General features: G+C 53.7%; 18 protein-coding genes. 15 read left to right on the top strand and 3 right to left on the bottom strand.

Annotated elements, in window-relative coordinates:
- Nucleotide 1: 1 nt before the first annotated feature.
- From ACIDF8_RS01505 to ACIDF8_RS01520, 4 genes are read left to right on the top strand one after another with little or no spacing between them, the layout of a single operon-like run.
- Complete coding sequence (locus ACIDF8_RS01505) at nt 2–388, top strand: hypothetical protein (protein ID WP_412008858.1); 387 nt, start codon at nt 2–4, stop codon at nt 386–388.
- Between the two features lie 60 nt (nt 389–448).
- The gene (gene mshL, locus ACIDF8_RS01510; protein ID WP_412008859.1) at nt 449–2,221 is read left to right on the top strand and encodes a pilus (MSHA type) biogenesis protein MshL; all 1,773 of its coding nucleotides are present in this window, start codon (nt 449–451) and stop codon (nt 2,219–2,221) included.
- Nucleotides 2,222–2,229: 8 nt separating this feature from the next.
- Entirely contained in the window at nt 2,230–3,120 is an 891-nt protein-coding gene (locus tag ACIDF8_RS01515; RefSeq protein ID WP_412008860.1) for an ExeA family protein, read from the top strand.
- A 20-nt stretch (nt 3,121–3,140) separates the two neighbouring features.
- Nucleotides 3,141–4,367, top strand: coding sequence for a tetratricopeptide repeat protein (locus ACIDF8_RS01520; protein ID WP_412008861.1), 1,227 nt, complete (start codon nt 3,141–3,143; stop codon nt 4,365–4,367).
- Here ACIDF8_RS01520 and ACIDF8_RS01525 read toward each other — a convergent pair.
- Nucleotides 4,364–4,885 carry a ComF family protein gene (locus ACIDF8_RS01525; RefSeq protein ID WP_412008862.1) on the bottom strand — a complete coding sequence of 174 codons (522 nt, stop codon included), beginning with the start codon at nt 4,883–4,885 and terminating at the stop codon, nt 4,364–4,366. The genes ACIDF8_RS01520 and ACIDF8_RS01525 overlap by 4 nt on opposite strands.
- Nucleotides 4,886–5,192: 307 nt before the next feature.
- On the opposite strand from ACIDF8_RS01525, the gene bioB reads away from it, so the two are divergent.
- From bioB to ACIDF8_RS01555, 6 genes are read left to right on the top strand one after another with little or no spacing between them, the layout of a single operon-like run.
- On the top strand, nt 5,193–6,221 hold the full coding sequence (gene bioB, locus ACIDF8_RS01530) for a biotin synthase BioB (protein ID WP_412008863.1): 1,029 nt from the start codon (nt 5,193–5,195) through the stop codon (nt 6,219–6,221).
- Entirely contained in the window at nt 6,222–7,406 is a 1,185-nt protein-coding gene (gene bioF, locus ACIDF8_RS01535; protein ID WP_412008864.1) for an 8-amino-7-oxononanoate synthase, read from the top strand.
- The gene (gene bioH, locus ACIDF8_RS01540; protein ID WP_412008865.1) at nt 7,403–8,194 is read left to right on the top strand and encodes a pimeloyl-ACP methyl ester esterase BioH; all 792 of its coding nucleotides are present in this window, start codon (nt 7,403–7,405) and stop codon (nt 8,192–8,194) included. The genes bioF and bioH overlap by 4 nt, the downstream gene beginning before the upstream one ends.
- Nucleotides 8,194–9,072 (top strand): malonyl-ACP O-methyltransferase BioC, encoded by an 879-nt coding sequence (gene bioC, locus ACIDF8_RS01545; protein ID WP_412008866.1) that lies wholly within the window; start codon nt 8,194–8,196, stop codon nt 9,070–9,072. Before bioH ends, bioC begins: the two co-directional genes overlap by 1 nt.
- Complete coding sequence (gene bioD, locus ACIDF8_RS01550) at nt 9,072–9,716, top strand: dethiobiotin synthase (RefSeq protein WP_412009631.1); 645 nt, start codon at nt 9,072–9,074, stop codon at nt 9,714–9,716. The genes bioC and bioD overlap by 1 nt, the downstream gene beginning before the upstream one ends.
- Nucleotides 9,717–10,769 (top strand): rhomboid family intramembrane serine protease, encoded by a 1,053-nt coding sequence (locus ACIDF8_RS01555; protein ID WP_412008867.1) that lies wholly within the window; start codon nt 9,717–9,719, stop codon nt 10,767–10,769.
- Nucleotides 10,770–10,801: 32 nt separating this feature from the next.
- On the opposite strand, the gene ACIDF8_RS01560 is transcribed toward ACIDF8_RS01555, so the two are convergent.
- Entirely contained in the window at nt 10,802–11,929 is a 1,128-nt protein-coding gene (locus ACIDF8_RS01560) for a glycosyltransferase family 4 protein (RefSeq protein WP_412008868.1), read from the bottom strand.
- Nucleotides 11,930–11,959: 30 nt separating this feature from the next.
- Here ACIDF8_RS01560 and waaC point away from each other — a divergent pair, with 30 nt between their 5' ends.
- The 5 genes from waaC to ACIDF8_RS01585 all read left to right on the top strand — a co-directional run bounded on the left by waaC (nt 11,960) and on the right by ACIDF8_RS01585 (nt 18,162).
- Nucleotides 11,960–12,928: a lipopolysaccharide heptosyltransferase I gene (gene waaC / locus ACIDF8_RS01565; protein WP_412008869.1), complete on the top strand. Its 969-nt coding sequence runs from the start codon at nt 11,960–11,962 to the stop codon at nt 12,926–12,928.
- Between the two features lie 146 nt (nt 12,929–13,074).
- Nucleotides 13,075–13,611: a nucleotide exchange factor GrpE gene (gene grpE / locus ACIDF8_RS01570; RefSeq protein WP_412008870.1), complete on the top strand. Its 537-nt coding sequence runs from the start codon at nt 13,075–13,077 to the stop codon at nt 13,609–13,611.
- A 100-nt stretch (nt 13,612–13,711) separates the two neighbouring features.
- The gene (gene dnaK, locus ACIDF8_RS01575; protein WP_412008871.1) at nt 13,712–15,628 is read left to right on the top strand and encodes a molecular chaperone DnaK; all 1,917 of its coding nucleotides are present in this window, start codon (nt 13,712–13,714) and stop codon (nt 15,626–15,628) included.
- A gap of 93 nt (nt 15,629–15,721) precedes the next feature.
- A complete protein-coding gene (dnaJ, locus tag ACIDF8_RS01580; RefSeq protein WP_412008872.1) occupies nt 15,722–16,852 on the top strand; it encodes a molecular chaperone DnaJ in 1,131 nt (376 codons plus the stop codon).
- Nucleotides 16,853–17,367: 515 nt separating this feature from the next.
- Nucleotides 17,368–18,162, top strand: coding sequence for a ParA family protein (locus tag ACIDF8_RS01585; RefSeq protein WP_412008873.1), 795 nt, complete (start codon nt 17,368–17,370; stop codon nt 18,160–18,162).
- A gap of 5 nt (nt 18,163–18,167) precedes the next feature.
- Here the strand turns inward: ACIDF8_RS01585 and corA are convergent, their stop codons facing one another.
- The gene (corA, locus tag ACIDF8_RS01590) at nt 18,168–19,259 is read right to left on the bottom strand and encodes a magnesium/cobalt transporter CorA (RefSeq protein WP_412008874.1); all 1,092 of its coding nucleotides are present in this window, start codon (nt 19,257–19,259) and stop codon (nt 18,168–18,170) included.
- Nucleotides 19,260–19,277: the final 18 nt, after the last annotated feature.

The following is a 19,277-nucleotide window of genomic DNA, read 5'->3' on the forward strand; positions in this document are numbered from 1 at the left end:
CATGCGCATCTTGATGACATGGATGGTGTTGGCGGGGCTTGCAATGAGCAGTTATGCCGCCGAACAAATAATAGACCCTACACAGCCACCAGCTGCCGTCATGCCTTATCTGCCAGAGGCACAGGCTGAGTCGGCGCAAGCCTGGCAAGTGACGGCGGTTCAGGATAACGGCAAGAGTGGTTTCGCCGTGGTGAATGCGCAATTGGTGCAATTGGGGGAAACCTATCAAGGCTTTAAGCTGATTTCAGTCAAGCACCAGCAAGCGGTATTTATCAATAAAAACGGTGAAAAAAAGACCTTGGGTCTGGGGCTGACCAGTTTTGTCGTGCAGGCGCAGCCACCTGCGCATGTGAAAAAAACCAAACAGGCAAAAACGATTAAAAAATAAAGTAAAACGCCTGTGCCAAGCTCAAAAGGCTGCCAGGTGAATATCAATAGAGAGACTGCTATGAAAACTTTTGCGAATACCTTGGGTGTCATGATGATAGGGGTCGGATTGGCTGGGTGTACCAGTAATCCGTTTGCGCCTACCAATCCATCAATTCAACCAAAAATCCAAAACGAATTGGCGACCTCAGCGGCCAAGGCGCAAGCACAAGTCACACCGCCACCTAAAGAAGTGACTGACGAATTATTTGAACCGCTCAAAATCGAGCCACCCAAAGCTTTGGCTAAAAAGGTAGAGCCGCGGTTTGACCTGGTGGTCAACAAGGCGCCCGCCAGCCAGGTGCTGATGGGCATTGTCTCTGGCAGTCCGTATAGCATTGCTTTGAGCCCTGAGCTTAGGGGCGACATTACGATTAACCTGCGTGATGTCACATTGTTTGAAGCGCTCAATGCCTTGCGTGACTTGTATGGCTATGAATACAAAATGAACGGCAAGCAGATTTTTGTTGAGCCACAAACCTTGCAAACCCGTGTTTTTCAGGTGAATTACATTACCGGCTCGCGTAGGGGGTCGTCTGCGACCCGTGTCACTTCGGGTACCGCCAGTGGTTCAGGGGCTGGTGGCGCGGCAGGTGTGGCGGGGCAAGCCGCGGCCATGAATGGTGCCATGGGGGTCGGTACCGGTTCGACCGGCACAGGCGCGCCGGGTACCTCTGGTGCATCCAACCTGCAAGTGTATGCTTCAGATGTGAGTATGCGCACCAATAATGATTTTTGGGATGAAATCGCAGGTTCATTGAGTAACCTGATTGGGGAAGAAAATGGCCGCAAAGTTGTGATCAACTCGCAGTCTGGTTTGATCATGGTGAAAGCCATGCCCAAGGAGATCCGCCAGGTGGAGAAATTCTTAAGCCTGATGCAGGTCACCGTGGATCGCCAGGTGATTCTTGAAGCCAAGATTATCAAGGTGCAATTGAATAGAAACTCACAACAAGGCATTAACTGGGCAGCGGTCAGAAACATCCGCGGCCGTGATTACACCTTTGGTAACGTCAACGGTAACACCACGCTTGGAGAAACCGGCACCCTGACCAATGGCACGCTGACCAGTACCGGCCCAGGTGCGCTAGCTAATAGTGACCCGGTGTCGATTGGCGGCTCGATGTTTGCGTTAGCGGTCCAAGGTAAAAACTTTTCAGCCTTGCTGAATTTTCTTGAAACCCAGGGCAATGTAGAGGTGCTGTCCAGTCCGCGGATTGCCACGATTAACAACCAGAAAGCGGTGCTGAAGGTGGGTAATGATGCGTTCTACGTGACCAATGTGCGCACCAATGTGACCACTACCACGGGCGGGGCCGTGGTGACGCCAGATATCCAGTTACAACCTTATTTTTCCGGGATTTCATTGGACGTGACCCCACAAATTGACAAGGATGACAACATTATTCTGCATGTGCATCCGTTTATCAGCGATGTGACCCAGGTCAACCGAACTGTGACTTTATCCAGTGCAAACGGCGGTACGTACACGATTCCGACGGCCTCTTCCAACATCAATGAAACCGATAGTATTGTGCGCACCCGCGATGGCAGCGTGATTGCGATTGGCGGTCTGATGTCGGAGTCTGTGGATAACACCAGAACAAAAGTGCCTGGTTTGGGCGACGTCAAGTTTTTGGGTAACCTGTTCCGCCAGAAAGATCAAAGCTCGACCAAAACCGAATTGGTGATTCTGCTTAAATCCACTGTGGTACGCAGCGGTGATAACTGGGCGCAGGATATGCTGGATAGCCAGGACCGGGTAGAGAAACTCAAGACAGACAGCGCATTTTAGGAGCGGGCATGTACCTGCAACATTTTGGCTTAAGGGAATTTCCATTTTCGATCACGCCGGACACGAGCTTTTATTACGCGACGCGTAGTTTGCAAGAGGCGCTGAATACGCTACTGATTGCGATCCAGTCCGGTGAGGGGTTTGTCAAAATCACCGGCGAAGTCGGCACGGGCAAAACGCTGCTCTGCCGACGGTTGCTTAAAGCCCTCGAACCCGCCTGCCAGATTGCCTATTTGCCCAACCCGTATCTTGACCCGCACGCCTTATTGATGACCCTGGCGACCGAGTTCGGTGTCGCTTTTAAGCCCGAATTTACCCACCATGACATGATTGATGCCCTCAATCGCAAACTGCTGACTTTTGCCGAAGAGGGCAAGCATGTGGTGGTGTGCCTGGATGAAGTGCAGGCGATGCCGCTAGAGACGTTGGAAGCGTTGCGCTTGCTGAGTAACCTCGAAACGGAAAAACGCAAGCTGTTGCAAGTGGTGATTTTTGGCCAGCCTGAGCTCGAAGAGCGCCTGAATCACCCTTCTATCCGTCAACTGCGCCAGCGAATTGGCTTTGAGTATCACCTCAAGGGCCTGCAATGGGAAGAATTAGGGTTTTATTTAAATCACCGCATGCATGTCGCTGGTTATCAGGGCGGCATGGTGTTTAGTCCGGCCAGCCTGCGTTTACTTTACCGCTATGCCAATGGGATCCCCCGCTTGTTGAATATCCTGGCCCATAAAGCGTTGTTATCTGCCTATGGGCGCGGTCAGCAAGGCGTGGCGACCGAGGATGTCAAGGCGGCGATTCTCGATACGCAAGCTAGCGTCAAAGCCCAGCACCGTTGGCTGGAGCATGGCTTTAAGTGGTGGCTGGCATGGCATGCCACCATGGCGAGTTTTGGTCGCTAGTCGGCGACAGAAGGATTGATATGAGCTTGATTAATCAGGTATTACAAAATGTTGAGGCCCGCCAGGGCAGTACCGCTGACGGCTGGGCTGGCCAGGTCAAACCTGTGCTGGCATCTCAGACAGTCAGTTCTGAACGTTGGGTAAACCGTGTTGTCGGCAGCGGTCTGGTGGTCGCTGCGGCCAGTTGGCTCTGGCTCAATGGCCCCATGTTGCTGGCTTACTTGTATCCGCAGCATGTGACTGCGATGACGACAGCCACTCGGTCCACGTCACCTACACAGCCCGCTGAACTGACGGGCAAGAAGACGACGAGCAATACGGGATCTATTGCGGCTGCGACGGCAACCGAGGACGGAGCGGATGCTGCTTGGGCTGCCCCGCAGCTGACTAAATCACTGTTTAGTGCCTGGCATGACCAACCGGTGAGTGCGAAAGTCACCGTACCGCCTATGGCGAATAAAATGAACCCTGTGGTCACTCCCGCAAATCCAGCGACCCCGCAAGTAGAGGGCGAGTTTAGTATGAAGGCGGCTGACCATGCCGCGGTCACGGTAGCCGCGATTGAGCCTGCCTCAGCTTTGCATGCGGGTGTGATGCAGAATAAAGCGGAGGATGAGAAATCTGCAGACAAGGGCGTGGTGAATAAACATGTCCGGCCCGAACAGGAGGTCAATGTGCTGATACAGCGAGCGGTTGACCATGAGCAAAAAGGCCGGTTGAACGAGGCTTTGCTCCTGCTGAGGCAAGCATTGGTGACCACCCCACAGTCAGAGGATGCGCGTCAGCTGTTAGCGGCTTATTTGTTTGAGTCCAGGCAAGATGTTGAGGCTGTGACGCTTTTGCAATCGGGCATTAAGCAATTCCCGGCGCAAGTTGGTTTGTCCAAGTCGTTGGCAAAATGGCAATTGGCGCATGGTCAGGCTGAGGCTGTATTACAAACACTCAAGCCAGCAGCCAATGCGCTGGTACAAGATGCCGAGTCGCAATGGATGTTGGCGATGGCTTACCAGCAGACTGGGCAGCATACAGCCGCATTACCGCATTTTGAGCGTGCGATTACCCTGCGGCCAGGCTATGCGCAATGGATGGTGGCGTATGCCATTTCATTGCAAGCTGCTGGCCAGAATGCGCAGGCCTTGCAACAACTGCAACAGGCGCAAAGCCTGCCACTCAGTGAGCGGCTGCTGGAATTTGTCACGCAACGTATCCGCCAGTTGGGCGGCAATGTGCAGGCCAGTACCGACTAATCCTGCTTGAGTGTGCGTGCCAGCACGAGCGCCGTGACTTGTGCGGCCCCGGCCTGTTTAAACACCTTCGCCAGTGCGTGCATGCTGGCGCCTGTCGTCATCACATCATCCACAATCATCACATGCTGGCCTTGCCAGCTGTGCTGAGTCGCAAATGCGCCGCGTAAATTGCGGGTTCTTGTTTTCATATCCATCCCGGCTTGGGCTGGGGTATCTATCAAGCGTTCGCAGCCATCTATCTTTAACGGGAGTTGCCATTGTCTTTGCAACTGCTTCGCTAACTCCAGTGCATGGTTAAACCCGCGTTGTTTAATCCGGTTGAGATGCATGGGCATCGCCACTAGCACGGCAGGTGGCTGGCTCGCAGGTAATGCCGGCATGCGGGATAGCCAGGCATCTGCCAATAAGGCGCCCCAGGCCAACTGCTGGTGATATTTAAATTGATGTAACAACCGATCCAGCGGGTAGGCATAGCGGAATACCGTCAACGTATGGTCAAAGGCGGGCGCGTGTTGCAAGCAAACACCACAAAGATCCCCGTGGAGGTTAGGCAACGCGCATTGCGGGCAACGGGCGGCGTCGTACCAGGGCAGGCTGGCCTCACAGTCAGCACAAAGGCCGCTGGGATGGTTGCTTTGTTTAGTCAGCAGCCCTGTTTGGCCGTAGCAAAGCGGGCAGGGCAGGCTGGCCGCCAGCCAGGAAGTGAGCCTCTGCTGCAGGTTGGTCTGCTTAAAATTTAATCTGTTGTAAAAATTTTTCACGTATGATTTTAAACAACATATAATTCGGCCGGATTATTCATATACTTTTGAATGCGTGGGACTTATGGAACAACACACCTCTGCTGCTGGCTGTAGCAATGAAATGCAAACCTCTGTGATTAACCTGGATGGCTTGAAACCGGCTTCTTGTCATCCTACTGTCGAGCGCTGGCGTGTCGATGACATCATGGCATTGTTCGAGCTGCCATTCAATGATTTGCTGCATAGAGCACACACGGTGCATCGTGAACACTTTGATCCTAACGCGGTGCAAGTGAGCACCTTGCTTTCGATTAAAACTGGAGGCTGTTCTGAGGACTGTGGTTATTGCCCGCAAGCCGCGCGCTATCATACCGAGGTTGAGAACGAGCCCTTGATGCAGTTGGACGAAGTGCTGGCTGCAGCCAAGGCTGCCAAGGAAAGTGGCGCCAGCCGGTTCTGCATGGGCGCAGCCTGGCGTGGCCCCAAACAGCGCGACCTTGAGCCCGTGCTGAAAATGATCTCTGAAGTCAAGGCCATGGGCCTGCAAACTTGTGCGACTCTGGGTATGCTTAAAGACGGCCAGGCCGAACAACTGAAAGAGGCGGGCTTGGATTATTACAACCACAACCTGGATACTGCGCCCGAATTTTATGGCGATGTGATTACCACGCGGACGTATCAGGACCGCCTGGACACCTTGGACCGCGTGCGCAGCATGAATATCAATGTGTGCAGTGGTGGCATCATCGGTATGGGTGAGACCCGTGTTCAGCGGGCCGGCCTCATTGCGCAGTTGGCCAACATGGAGCAACCACCAGAAAGCGTGCCGATTAACTTGCTGACCCAAGTGGAAGGGACGCCATTGCATGGCACCGATCCACTGGATCCGCTGGAGTTTGTGCGCACCATTGCCATTGCCCGTATCACCATGCCTACCAGCTTTGTCCGCTTGTCCGCAGGCCGCCAGAGCATGGGCGAAGCCGTGCAGGCCTTGTGCTTCCATGCCGGGGCCAACAGTATTTTCTATGGTGAAAAATTACTGACGACCGGCAACCCTGAGGTCGAGTCCGACAATGCCCTGTTTGCCAAATTAGGCTTGAAGAAAATCTAAATGAGCGATTTGCTGGAGTCCTTACGCGCCGATCTGGAAAAGCGGCAAACCCTGGGCCTGATGCGGCAACGCCGCTTGCTGGATTCGCCCCAGGCCGAGCATATCACCGCCAATGGCCAGCCGTTTTTGTCGTTTTGCAGCAATGATTACCTGGGCCTGGCCAATGATGCTGCGCTGGTGGCCGCCTTGCAGCAGGCCGTTGCCGAGGCTGGCGTGGGCAGCGGCGCCTCCAACCTGATTACCGGCCATCACCGGTATCACGATCAACTGGAGCAAGCGCTGGCGGCTTTCGTCGGCCAACCGGCAGCTTTGCTGTTTTCCACCGGCTATATGGCCAATATTGGCGTCGTCAGTGCCTTGATGGGGCGTGAGGATGCGGTGTTTTCAGATAAGCTCAACCATGCCTGCCTGAATGATGGCGCATTTTTGTCACGTGCCACGCATCATCGCTTTCCACACAATGACGTTGATGCCCTGGAGAAGCTATTACAAAGCAGCACGGCCCGTCACAAGCTGGTCACCGCGGATGCGGTGTTCAGTATGGATGGCGATATCGCGCCGCTGGCCCAATATCTTGCGCTCTGCGAACGCTATGATGCTTATCTGTATGTAGATGATGCCCACGGCTTTGGCGTGCTCGGCCCGCAAGGGCGTGGTTCGCTCAAGCACCTGGGTCTGCAATCCCCCCGATTGATCATGATGGGAACGCTGGGTAAAGCGGCAGGCGTAGCCGGTGCCTTTGTTGCAGGTGAAAAAATCGTGATTGAGTACCTGATTCAGCACGCCAACAGTTATATCTACACCACGCCTGCACCGCCGCCGTTGTCAGCCGCCTTGCTGGCCTCAGTGTATGAGATTGAGCACGGGGATGCGCGCAGAAAACAATTATTTGACATGATCGCGCTGCTCAAAAGTGAGCTCTCACTCACCCGCTGGCAGTTGCTCCCTTCTGAAACCGCCATCCAGCCGCTGGTGGTTGGGGATACCCACGAGGCGCTGGCACTGAGCCAGTTTTTGCAGGCACGTGGCATCCTGGTGCCTGCGATCCGGCCACCGACCGTGCCGGTGAATACATCGCGCCTGCGGATTTCGCTGTCTGCTGCTCACCGCGCATCGGATGTACGGGCATTGATCCAGGCCTTGCAAGAAGCTGAGCGTGCATTACCCGTCGGAGCGGCCGCATGAGTTGTTTTATCGAAATCATGGGACAAGGCAAACCGCTGGTATTGCTCCATGGTTGGGGCATGAACAGTGCGGTGTGGGAGCGCGTGACCAAGCGCCTGTCTGCCAATTTCCGTCTGTTTCTGGTGGATTTGCCAGGCATGGGCCAGAGCCGTCCGGTCTATCCTTATCATTTGCACAGCCTGGCTGAAGCCGTGGCTGAGGAAATTCCTGGCGTCTCTACCATTTTAGGCTGGTCTCTGGGTGGCTTGGTAGCCCAACAAATTGCCCTCAATCAGCCGGACCGGGTAGAAAAACTGATTCTGGTAGGGACTAACCCCTGTTTTGTGAGCAAGCCAGACTGGCCGCATGGCATTGCGGCCCGCCATTTTGAGCAATTCAACGAGCGGTTTGCACAAGACTTTAATGCCACCTTGCTTAATTTCTTGACCCTGCAATGCATGCATGCCAAAGATGCACGTAGCACGGTGCGCCAATTGCGCATTGCGTTTGGTGCCAAACCCATGCCTACCCAAGACAGCCTGAATCAGGCGTTGGATATTCTGTTGCAGACCGATTTACGCGAAGAGGTTGAGCGCTTGTTTCAGCCTGCCCTAATTATCCATGGGGATAGAGATACGATGGCGCCCGTCTCGGCAGCACACTGGCTGGCCATGCATTTGCAGCGCGCGCACTTGCGCGTGATCGCTGGCGCCGCACATGCGCCCTTTCTCTCGCATGCGGAAGCATTTTGCGAAGCGGTGGAAGCCTTTATGGCAGATGCGCCCGCGACGCGTGCCGTGGAGCATTAATGCAGGATGTTTACCAGATCGACAAGACGCGCATGCGCCAGTCGTTTCACCGTGCGGCCAAACAGTATGATGCTGCAGCTATTTTGCAGCGCCAGGTCCGTGAGGAAATGCTGAGCAGGTTAGAGGTGGTCAAACTGGCACCCGCGGTGATCCTGGATGCAGGGTGCGGCACCGGCCATGGCTTGCATGCCTTGCTCAACCATTTTAAACAGGCCAAAGGGGTTGCGCTGGACATTGCCGAGGGCATGCTCGCGCGCACGAAAACCCTGTTTCCCTGGTATCGTTTTTGGCAGGCCCAACCACAATTAGTGTGTGCCGATATTGAGGCCATGCCGTTGGCGACGGCCAGTGTTGATATGGTGTGGTCCAGCCTGGCCGTGCAGTGGTGTAATGACATGGACACCGTGTTGCAAGAGTTCAGGCGTGTGCTTAAACCCAACGGATTACTGATGTTTGCCACCTTGGGGCCGGATACCCTGAAGGAACTGCGCGCAGCGTCTGGCAATGGACATACCCATGTCAGCCGTTTTATCGACATGCATGATATCGGCGATGCACTCACACGCGCCGGGTTCAGCGCCCCTGTGCTGGATGTCATGCATTACACCCTGACCTACGATACGGTTGAATCCGTGATGCGCGACCTCAAAGCCATAGGTGCCCATAATGCAACCGCGGGGCGTGCCAAAGGCTTGAGTGGCAAGGGCTTTTTACAGCAATTGCGTCAAGGCTACGAGGCCTTCCGCCATCAGGGTAAATTACCCGCCACTTATGAGGTCGTCTTTGTGCATGCCTGGACCGGTAGCCAGCCTTACACGCCGCCCGGGACTAGCCCGGTGCAATTCATGGCGCGCAAAACGGCAACACAGGAGGCATGATGCAGCCGCTTCCTTCGCATTTTTTTGTGACCGGGACAGATACTGGCGTCGGTAAAACCACTGTCACCGTCCGTTTGATGCAGCAGTTGATTGCACAAGGGAAGACGGTGATTGGTATGAAGCCGGTGGCTTCCGGGTGTGAGTGGCTGGAAGGCCGCTGGCAAAATGAAGATGTGCGATTACTGACCGCGGCCTCTAACGTGACGGCGCCACCTGAGTTGATTAATCCCTACTGCTTTAACCCGGCCATTGCGCCGCATATCGCCGCCGCGCAGGCTGGGGTCGAGATTCAGCTGGAGGTGATTCATACTGCGTATACGCAATTAACTTCCATGGCTGATGTGGTCATTGTCGAAGGGGCTGGCGGCTTGTTGGTGCCATTGAACCGGACGCACAGCATCGCCGATTTGATTCAGGCGTTGCAGTTACCTGCGCTGATGGTGGTCGGCATGCGCCTGGGTTGTATCAATCATGCCCTGTTGACGGCACAGGTGCTCAAAGCGCGTCAGATTGATTGTTGCGGCTGGGTCGCGAACAGGATTGACCCACACATGTCTATGCCAGAAGAAAACCTGCAAACCTTAATTGACCGCTTGCAACAGCCGCCGTTGTTAAAGGTGCCTTTTCAGGAGTCCTTCAGTTAGATGCACGCTTCACCGACGCCACGCATTGAATTGCGCGCACCCGTGCCGCCGGTCACCCGGGGCCTGATTGCGCTCAATGTGCTGGTGTTTGTACTCATGTTATTTGGCGGCGCCGGTTTTTGGCACTCACCAAATACTGTACAGCTGACCTGGGGCGCTAATTTTGCCCCGGCCACGGCCGACGGCCAGTGGTGGCGGCTGGGCAGCGCCATGTTTTTGCACTTTGGTGCCGTGCATCTGGGCATGAATATGCTGGCGTTATGGGATGGCGGCAAGCTGGTCGAGCGCATGTTCGGCTCAGTCCGTTTCCTGGGGATTTATCTGGTCAGCGGCCTGGCAGGGAATGTGTTGTCACTGGTGGTTCAAGGCAACCAGGCGGTATCCGGCGGCGCCTCAGGGGCCATTTTTGGCATCTATGGCGCCTTGTTGGTTTATCTCTGGTTTGCCAGACATCAGATGCAGCAAGTGGAATTCCGCTGGTTGTTTTGGGGGGCGATGCTCTTCTCGGCCTTGACCATCCTCATGGGCTATGTGATCCCTGGCATCGATAATTCTGCCCATATCGGCGGTTTTATCACGGGGGGGATCATGGGGTTGCTCATGCTGCCTGCTTTTTTGCGCGGCGCGCCTGCGACAACAATCACGCAAGCCTTGGCTGGCCTGGCCTGGGCACTGGTTCTGCTGGGCTTGCTCACCCATTTACCGGCGCCAAAATACCGCTGGCGGCAAGAGGTGGCAATACAAAAACAGTTACAAAAACTTAACCAGATTGATCAGCGTGCGCAGCAACAATGGCGGCAGATCATGCTTGAAGGCCGCGAGGGCAGCGTCAGTTTTGATGAGATGGCAGCGCAGATTGATGCACAAGTGGCCACGCCCTACGAAGAAAGTTTTGAAAAGCTGTCCCGCTTGTCAGAAGATCCCAAGCTGCCTTCTGCAGCCTTGCTTGAGCAGGCCAAAGCTTATGCCTTAAAGCGCAGTGAAGCCAGCAAGGCAGCGGCAGACCAGCTACGGCATATGCCATTTACGCCTGGACGGCCCGCGGCACCTTAACAGATTAACAAGTAGATTAACAGCCTCATCACTTAAAGTGGCCTGCTGGAAGCGGCCTCAATGATGCGCGCTTCAGGCGCATGGACCTGTTTGGCGGCCAGTTGGGTGACGAAAGCGAGCGCCTGTTGGCCCCAGCGTTGTTGCGGCAAGCTGGTGAGCATTGTCTGCAAAGTGCGGTTCATCACCGCTTGCTCAAACGGTTCAGGCAGGACTTCCCCCGCGTGAGCGGCGGCAACATAGCCCGCATAGCCGCACACGCCACTCACCAGTTGCGGCAAGCCTGCCGTCATGGCTTCAATAATGACAATGCCCGCCAGTTCTGAGCGCGCAGCGTGGATGAGTAAATCACAGCCCAGCATCAGCGCTGGAATATCCGGGCGACCGCCGGCCTCAATGCAGCGTCCGGCCACGCCACGCTCGGCGGCATAGGCCCGCATATTGCTGCTAGACTCAAATTCTCCCACGGCAAGTAGCCAGCAACGCTGCTTGAGTGTGTCTGGCAGACTGCTCAAGGCGTCTATCGCACGGTCTACCCCTTTACGCAGAAAAGCCGAGCCGACGGTGAGTAACACCACGGCGTCTGCTGGTAAGTCAAAGGTTTTACGCACATAAGCGCGGTAATCTTGATCTGCTAAATCTGCAAACCTGTGCAGCGGAATATTTGGCGGGAGCAGGTGAAAACGTGACTGATCGGTGCCATACCAACGCTGGAACACTGCTTGGTCGTGCTGGTTGAGCAGCAAAATCTGTGTGCCTGCCTCGGGGCCAAACACGGCTTGTTCCATGGCAGAAAAAAAGCGGTAGCGGCCAGACAGTTTTTTATACCAGGGTTCGCGTGACATGCGTTCTGCATAGCAAGGGTCGGCGGCAAAATAGACATCCAGCCCTGGCATGCGGTTAAAGCCGACAATGCGGTCAAATTGGCCTTGCACAATCGCTTGCTGCATCTGGTTGATCAAGGACGTGTGCCGGTGATGATTGAGCCAGCCACTGGCCTTGAGCAGGCGGATGTGTATGCCTGCTGGGCGTTCACCCCGCCATTCGCCGGTAAAAATGGTGACCTCATGCCCCAACGCCACACAATCGCGGGCAATGCGCAGCATGTCGCGCTGCACCCCGCCATAGGGAAAGTATTTGAATATGAGAAACGCAAACTTCATGCGCTGGCATTGTATGCGAAAATAGCGGCCATGAAACGCATCTTGATCGTCAAAACCACCTCTATGGGAGATGTCATCCACGCTTTGCCGGTGGTGCAAGATCTCTTGCAGCACTCTCCCGACGCGCAGATTGACTGGCTGGTTGAAGAGAGTTTTGCCGACATTCCACGATTGCATCCGCAAGTAAAACAGGTGTTCACCGTCGCGGTACGGCGCTGGCGCAAACAGTGGTGGCGCGCGCAGACCTGGCGGGAAATTGCTGCCGTCAAGCATGCCGTCGGCGCCCAGCCGTATGATGCTGTGCTGGATTTACAGGGCTTGCTCAAAAGTGCGGTCATGGCCACTTGGGCAACAGGGCCGCGCCATGGCTATGATCAACATTCCATCCGTGAGCCGCTGGCCAGCCGTTTTTATCAGCACACTTATGCGATTCCTTACCGGCAGCATGCCGTCATCCGCATGCGGACGCTGGCAGCCATGGCGCTCGGTTATCCGGTGCCGAACGAGGCGCCGGCATATGGTTTATCAACCGCTGACCTTAAGGCGCATGCCGCATTTTTAGCATTACATGCGACCAGCCGGGACAGTAAATTATGGCCGGAAGCTTCATGGGTGGCTTTGGGCCAGCATTATGCGGCACAAGGGGTGGTCATGTGGTTGCCCTGGGCCAGCGAGCCAGAGCGCGCACGTGCAGAAGAAATCGCCAAGCAAGTCCCTCAGGCCAAGGTCTTGCCTAAGCTAAGCCTGCAACAGTTGGCGGCACTCATGCCGCAGGTGCGTTTTGCAGTAGGGGTTGATACCGGACTTTCCCACCTGGCAGCTGCCCTGGATGTCCCGGTTGTCGCCATTTACACCGATACCGAGCCTGCTTTTACTGGCGTAGCCGGCGGGCGTCTGGTGCCTGCGGTGAATTTAGGCGGTAAAGGACAAGTGCCTGCTGTTGCAGCCGTGATTGCACAATTGTCAGCCATCGTGTCGACAACCACCTTGCCTTCCTAGAAAAAATCTCACCTAATTTGACGGTTTACCCTTGAAATCAGTAGGGGCATGCCCAACATTGGAAAAATGTTGAGATAAAAAGTGTTTCTTTGAAACCTCTCAAACCACTGTATTGAATCAACAGTATTGAATTAAAGGGGAGCCCCATGCAAGAACCAAATACACCCTCAGAAAAGCCTGCACAAGAGGCAATAGAACAAGCAGCGCCAGCGCAGGAAGCGGCAAGCGTCAATCAGGATGCCCGGATTGCCGAGCTGGAAGCTGCCCTGGAAGAAGCCAAGGCACAAGTGCTGTATGTCAAAGCTGAAGGCGAGAATATTCGCCGCCGTGCCGCGGATGATATTGATAAAGCACGCAAGTTTGCACTTGAGAAGTTCAGTGGTGAGTTGCTGGCCGTGAAGGATAGCCTGGATGCTGCGCTGGCGGTAGAGAATGCCGATGTGGATAGCTATAAAAACGGCGTAGAACTGACTGCAAAACAATTATTGAGCGTGTTTGAAAAATTCAATATTGCTGAAATCAATCCGGTAGGGGAGAAGTTTGACCCGAACAAGCATCAGGCGATCAGCATGGTGCCAGCAGAGGGCGAGCCCAACACGGTATTAAGCGTCTTGCAAAAAGGCTACAGCCTGAATGAGCGTGTTTTGCGTCCGGCGCTGGTCACCGTGATACAAGCAAAATAACCCATATTAAGAACAGGGACTTGAAATCTGTATAGATGTCCCAATGTTCAGTGCATCAGAGATTGAGATTAACCAAATTTAAAGGATAAGGATAACGATTATGGCAAAGATTATCGGGATTGACTTGGGGACCACCAACTCCTGCGTAGCAGTGATGGAAGGCGGTAAACCCCGTGTGATTGAAAACGCAGAGGGTGCGCGTACCACCCCTTCTATCATCGCTTATCAGGAAGATGGCGAGATTCTGGTCGGTGCACCTGCTAAACGCCAAGCGGTGACTAACCCGAAAAACACTTTGTTTGCGGTAAAGCGTTTGATTGGCCGTCGCTTTGACGAAAAAGAAGTGCAAAAAGACATTGACCTCATGCCTTACACCATTGCTAAAGCAGACAACGGTGACGCATGGGTAGAAGTGCGTGGCAAAAAACAGGCGCCACCACAAATCTCCGCAGAAGTGCTGCGTAAGATGAAGAAAACCGCTGAAGACTACCTGGGCGAAGAAGTGACCGAGGCTGTGATTACCGTGCCCGCTTACTTTAACGATAGCCAGCGTCAGGCGACCAAAGATGCAGGCCGTATCGCTGGTCTGGAAGTAAAACGTATCATTAACGAACCGACTGCAGCGGCACTGGCATTTGGTTTGGATAAGCAGGAAGGCGACCGCAAGATCGCGGTGTATGACCTGGGTGGTGGTACGTTCGATATTTCCATTATCGAAATTACAGAGATTGATGGCGAACACCAGTTTGAAGTGTTGTCTACCAACGGTGACACTTTCCTCGGTGGTGAAGACTTCGATAACCGCATCATCGACTTCCTGGCGGACGAGTTCAAGAAAGAAAACGGCTTGGACCTGCGCAATGACTTGCTGGCCAAACAGCGTTTGAAAGAGGCGGCTGAAAAAGCCAAGATCGAATTGTCTGGTGCACAGCAGACTGAAGTAAACCTGCCATACATCACGGCAGACGCGACGGGTCCTAAGCACCTGGTGGTGAAAATCACCCGTGCCAAACTTGAGTCACTGGTTGAAGACTTGATTGAGCGTACTATGGCGCCGTGCAAAACCGCATTGAAAGATGCAGGCGTGTCTCCTTCTGACATCTCTGACGTCATTTTGGTGGGCGGCCAGAGCCGTATGCCTAAAGTGCAAGAGAAAGTAAAAGAGATTTTTGGCAAAGAGCCGCGTAAAGACGTGAACCCGGATGAAGCCGTGGCCGTCGGTGCTGCGATTCAAGGTGGCGTATTGAAAGGCGACGTGAAAGACGTGTTGCTGCTGGACGTGACGCCATTGTCCCTGGGCATTGAAACCCTGGGTAGCGTGATGACCAAGCTGATCAAGAAAAACACCACGATCCCGACTAAGGCATCACAAGTGTTCTCGACCGCTGAAGACAACCAGAATGCGGTGACGATTCATGTCTTGCAAGGTGAGCGCGAAATGGCTTCGGGCAACAAGAGCCTGGGTCAGTTTAACCTGAGTGACATTCCACCAGCACCACGTGGCATGCCGCAGATTGAAGTGACTTTTGATATCGATGCCAACGGTATTTTGCATGTGTCTGCCAAAGACAAAGCCACTGGCAAAGAAAACAAAATCACCATCAAGGCGAACTCTGGTTTGTCTGAAGAAGAAATTCAACGCATGGAAGAAGATGCGGCTAAATATGCTGACGAAGACAAAAAACTGCGTGAACTGGTCGACGCCCGTAACCAGGCGGACAGCGTCTTGCACAGTGTGAAAAAATCACTGGGTGAGCATGGCGACAAGATGGAAGCGGATGAAAAAGCCAAGATCGAAGACGCCATTAAAGCGCTGGAAGACGTGGCTAAAGGCGATGACAAAGCCGACATTGAAGCCAAAACCAATGCATTGATGGAAGCTTCGCAAAAACTGGGCGAGAAGGTATACGCTGAGCAACAGGCTCAAGCTAATACCGAAAGCGCACAGCCCCAAGGTGAAAAAACCGTGGAAGGCGATGTGGTCGATGCTGAGTTCGAAGAAGTGAAAAAGGACTAATTCGGCATGACAGGCGAACAGTCGTTAGTCCTCTTGCAGGCTAACGACTTTCGCATTTCTAGATGCTGTTAACTGGACAAAAAAAGGCAAGCAATGGCAGCTGCAAAAAAAGATTATTATGAAGTGCTCGGTGTGAACCGTGACGCCAGCGACGAGGAAATTAAAAAGGCCTTTAAAAAGCTGGCGATGAAGTTTCACCCGGACCGTAACCCGGATAACCCTAAAGCCGAAGAAAGCTTTAAGGAGGCCAAAGAGGCCTACGAAGTACTCAGCGACGAGCAGAAACGTGCGGCGTACGACCAATATGGTCACGCCGGTGTGGACCCCAGCATGGGGGGAGGTGCGGGCTTTGGCGGCTTTGGTGGCGGTGGATTCAGTGACGCCTTTGGCGATATTTTTGGCGATATTTTTGGTGGCGGGCGCAATCAGCGATCAAACGTCTATCGCGGCGCAGACCTGCGTTATAACCTCGAAATCTCGCTGGAAGAGGCTGCACGTGGTACCGAAACCAAAATCCGTATTCCGGTACAATCCACGTGCGAAACCTGCCATGGTTCTGGTGCGCGTCCAGGCACTTCTCCAGTCACTTGTACGACCTGTAACGGGCATGGCCAGGTGCGGATGCAACAGGGCTTTTTCTCTGTACAGCAAACCTGCCCTAAATGTCATGGCACAGGCAAGATGGTTAAAGAGCCTTGCCCAACGTGTCATGGCAATGGCCGTGTAAAGCAGAACAAGACGCTGAATGTCAAAATTCCGGCTGGGGTCGATGAAGGTGACCGTATCCGTTTGAGTGGTGAAGGCGAAGCTGGCGTGAATGGTGGGCCTACCGGTGACCTCTATGTTGTGGTCCACCTCAAGGAACACCCTATTTTCCAACGGGATGGTGCCAATCTGCACTGCGAGATGCCGATCAGCTTTAGCACCGCGGCGTTGGGTGGTGAGATTGAGGTGCCGACGTTGGATGGCGCTGCCAAGATGAAGATTCCAGCCGAAACCCAAACCGGCAGTGTGTTCCGCCTGCGCGGCAAAGGCATCAAGCCTCTGCGCTCTAGTGAGCATGGCGATCTCATGGTCCATGTGGTGGTTGAGACGCCAGTCAGGCTGACGGAAAAGCAAAAAGAACTGTTGCGCGAGTTTGAAAACAGTACCCAGGCAGATGCGGGCAAACACAGCCCAAAAAACAAAAGCTGGGTAGATAAAGCGCGCGACTTTTTCAGCTAACCTGAACTAGCTAATCCCTGGTGTCATTAAAGCCGTTAGTCTGATAGAGCGCAATCTGTTAGACTAACGGCGACAGGCGGCTACTCTTTTGGCTGCTATTCCTTTGGCCTGTTTATTTGAAACAGTTTTCAAACGATTCTTGCAAGTTGTTGTTTTTATTAAAGTTACAATTTAATAACAATTGAATTTTAGCTTTTACAATTCAGTTACAGCTTGGTCAAAATACTGCAATAACTCCTCCCTATACTGAACACATCTTTAAACGAAACACAAAATGTTTTGTTTGATGGCTAGGTTTAGTTGATTTTCAACGACTAGCATTGATTTCCTCCTGATCCAAACCCCCTTTTAACCCGCTTTTGCGGGTTTCTTTTTATCTACAGTTTGCCTGTGTGCCCCAGCTTTCTTGCCAGTGCAGGCGGTGTGGGGTGGTCTCTATGCTCAACATCGTTTATGATGATATGCATCATTATCTGAAATGATTTGCTCAAAGTTGACCTTGCATTCACACCCTCATGTTGAAAATTGCCATTCTTAATCAGAAAGCCGGAGTAGGGGCGACGACAACTGCACTGAATTTGGCCGCTGCTTTTCAGCGTAAGCAGCGCCCAACCTTGCTGCTGGATATGGATCCGCAAGCAAAACTGACTGAGATCTATAAACATACAGGCTTGAATACACAGTCCAGTCTGCTTGATCTTTATCAAAACGCTACCCCGGTTGCCAACTTGATTCAACCGCTACGCAACGGATTGCAACTGGTTGCGGCTAACCCTGCATTGAGCAAACTCGATTCACAATTTGGCCGTGGCCCTGCGACCTTGGGTAAGCTGAATGCAGGCTTGGCCACGTTGGCCCAACAGCAGTCCGCCTTGACTGTGGTGATGGATTGTTGCCCGTATATGGGGGTGATTGCCTTGAGCGCCGTGTTTGCCAGTGACATGGTTGTGGTCCCCGTGACTACAGATTATTTATCGATTCATTCGGCGGTCAGGATGGATAAGGCGCTAAACGCTTTACAACCCGTGCTCAAGCGCAAAATAGCGCGCCGCTACCTGCTGACACGCGCCGACTCGCGCAAGAGTATGACCACTGAAGTGGATCAGGAAATGCGTCGCCTGTTTGGACAAGAGCTGCTGATGACTAAAATTGGGGAGCATGCAGCCTTGAGTGAGAGTCTGCGTATGGGCCAGCATGTGTTTGAATATGATGCACAGAGTGCTGCCGCCCATGATTATCTGGCGCTTTATTTCGAGTTGCAGGATGTGGTGAGGTATTTAACACGGCAACCTGCGGCGGCGCTTGCCTGAGTGCCTTAAGATTCACGGCGGCTGCTAAGCCATTGCCGCCGCCAGAACACCAGCAGCATGGCCACGGCAATCCCCAGCATCATCCATATCGACCACCAAAAGCCGTCTGGCTCCTTCAGCCAGGGCATTTCATTGAAGTTCATGCCAAAAATGCCGGCAATCAAGGTGGCTGGCATAAACAGCATGGCAACCACCGTTAATGCCCGTACCTCCAGATTGACGCGCTGACTCAGGCTGGTCATGTAAATATCCATGAGTCCGCTCAAGGTGTCACGGATGGCTTCGAGTGACTCGGTAAAATGAACGGTGTGATCATAGAGGTCGCGCAAATAAGGCACGGTTTGCGGACTAAAGAATCCGTGTTCATTGCGGATCAGGCTATTGAGCACTTCACGCAGCGGCCAGACTGCGCGCCGGAGTTGGATGGTGACATGTTTGAGGCGGTGGATATTCTGCAGGTCTTCTGGCGTGGGTTGGTTAAGCAAATGACCTTCGAGTTGTTCAGCATCTTCATTGATGGCTTCCAGCACCTGAAAGTAACGCTCCATCAAGCTGTCGAGCAGCGTATAGCACAAATAATCAGGGCCGCTTTGGCGCAGCAGGGCCTGACCCTGGCGTAAACGCTCGCGCACCGGCTCAAAACTGCCCGATGGCCTCTCCTGAAAAGTCAGCAGCCACTCACGTCCCAAAGCCATGCTAATTTGTTCAGAGCTCACACTCATGTTTTCGGCGTCATAGTAAAACAGGCGGGTTTCCAGAAACAGGTAATCGGGATAGGTATCCAATTTGGGACGCTGTTCGGTGTTTAAAATATCGTCCAGTACCAGCGGGTGCAGTTTGAAGCGGCGGGCAACGGCTTGTAACAAGGGGATATCCAGCACGCCGTGCACGTTAATCCATGCGACATGCCCGGCAGGGGCTTGCCAGTCGACAATGTCGTGCATGGTCAGTTGCTGGGAGACGATCTCTTGCGCGTTGTAGCAAATTTTATGAATGCACGCGGCGGCGTTGGCGGCTGTTTCTGCTGAGTCGTCGATGCCGGTTTGCGGTTTGCCTAGCAGGCGATGTTTACGGTGCGGGTGCTTGCGTTTAGCCATGAGGGTCCCAGATCAATA

Origin of the sequence: Methylophilus sp. 3sh_L, assembly GCF_046766015.1 — a bacterium.
In the GTDB taxonomy this organism is placed as follows: domain Bacteria; phylum Pseudomonadota; class Gammaproteobacteria; order Burkholderiales; family Methylophilaceae; genus Methylophilus.

Bases quoted from the DNA above. Each gene is read 5' to 3' on its own strand.
- ACIDF8_RS01505 (WP_412008858.1), top strand. From the start codon at position 2: ATGCGCATCTTGATGACATGGATGGTGTTGGCGGGGCTTGCAATGAGC.
- mshL (WP_412008859.1), top strand. From the start codon at position 449: ATGAAAACTTTTGCGAATACCTTGGGTGTCATGATGATAGGGGTCGGA.
- ACIDF8_RS01515 (WP_412008860.1), top strand. From the start codon at position 2,230: ATGTACCTGCAACATTTTGGCTTAAGGGAATTTCCATTTTCGATCACG.
- ACIDF8_RS01520 (WP_412008861.1), top strand. From the start codon at position 3,141: ATGAGCTTGATTAATCAGGTATTACAAAATGTTGAGGCCCGCCAGGGC.
- bioB (WP_412008863.1), top strand. From the start codon at position 5,193: ATGGAACAACACACCTCTGCTGCTGGCTGTAGCAATGAAATGCAAACC.
- bioF (WP_412008864.1), top strand. From the start codon at position 6,222: ATGAGCGATTTGCTGGAGTCCTTACGCGCCGATCTGGAAAAGCGGCAA.
- bioH (WP_412008865.1), top strand. From the start codon at position 7,403: ATGAGTTGTTTTATCGAAATCATGGGACAAGGCAAACCGCTGGTATTG.
- bioC (WP_412008866.1), top strand. From the start codon at position 8,194: ATGCAGGATGTTTACCAGATCGACAAGACGCGCATGCGCCAGTCGTTT.
- bioD (WP_412009631.1), top strand. From the start codon at position 9,072: ATGCAGCCGCTTCCTTCGCATTTTTTTGTGACCGGGACAGATACTGGC.
- ACIDF8_RS01555 (WP_412008867.1), top strand. From the start codon at position 9,717: ATGCACGCTTCACCGACGCCACGCATTGAATTGCGCGCACCCGTGCCG.
- ACIDF8_RS01560 (WP_412008868.1), bottom strand. From the start codon at position 11,929: ATGAAGTTTGCGTTTCTCATATTCAAATACTTTCCCTATGGCGGGGTG.
- waaC (WP_412008869.1), top strand. From the start codon at position 11,960: ATGAAACGCATCTTGATCGTCAAAACCACCTCTATGGGAGATGTCATC.
- grpE (WP_412008870.1), top strand. From the start codon at position 13,075: ATGCAAGAACCAAATACACCCTCAGAAAAGCCTGCACAAGAGGCAATA.
- dnaK (WP_412008871.1), top strand. From the start codon at position 13,712: ATGGCAAAGATTATCGGGATTGACTTGGGGACCACCAACTCCTGCGTA.
- dnaJ (WP_412008872.1), top strand. From the start codon at position 15,722: ATGGCAGCTGCAAAAAAAGATTATTATGAAGTGCTCGGTGTGAACCGT.
- ACIDF8_RS01585 (WP_412008873.1), top strand. From the start codon at position 17,368: ATGTTGAAAATTGCCATTCTTAATCAGAAAGCCGGAGTAGGGGCGACG.
- corA (WP_412008874.1), bottom strand. From the start codon at position 19,259: ATGGCTAAACGCAAGCACCCGCACCGTAAACATCGCCTGCTAGGCAAA.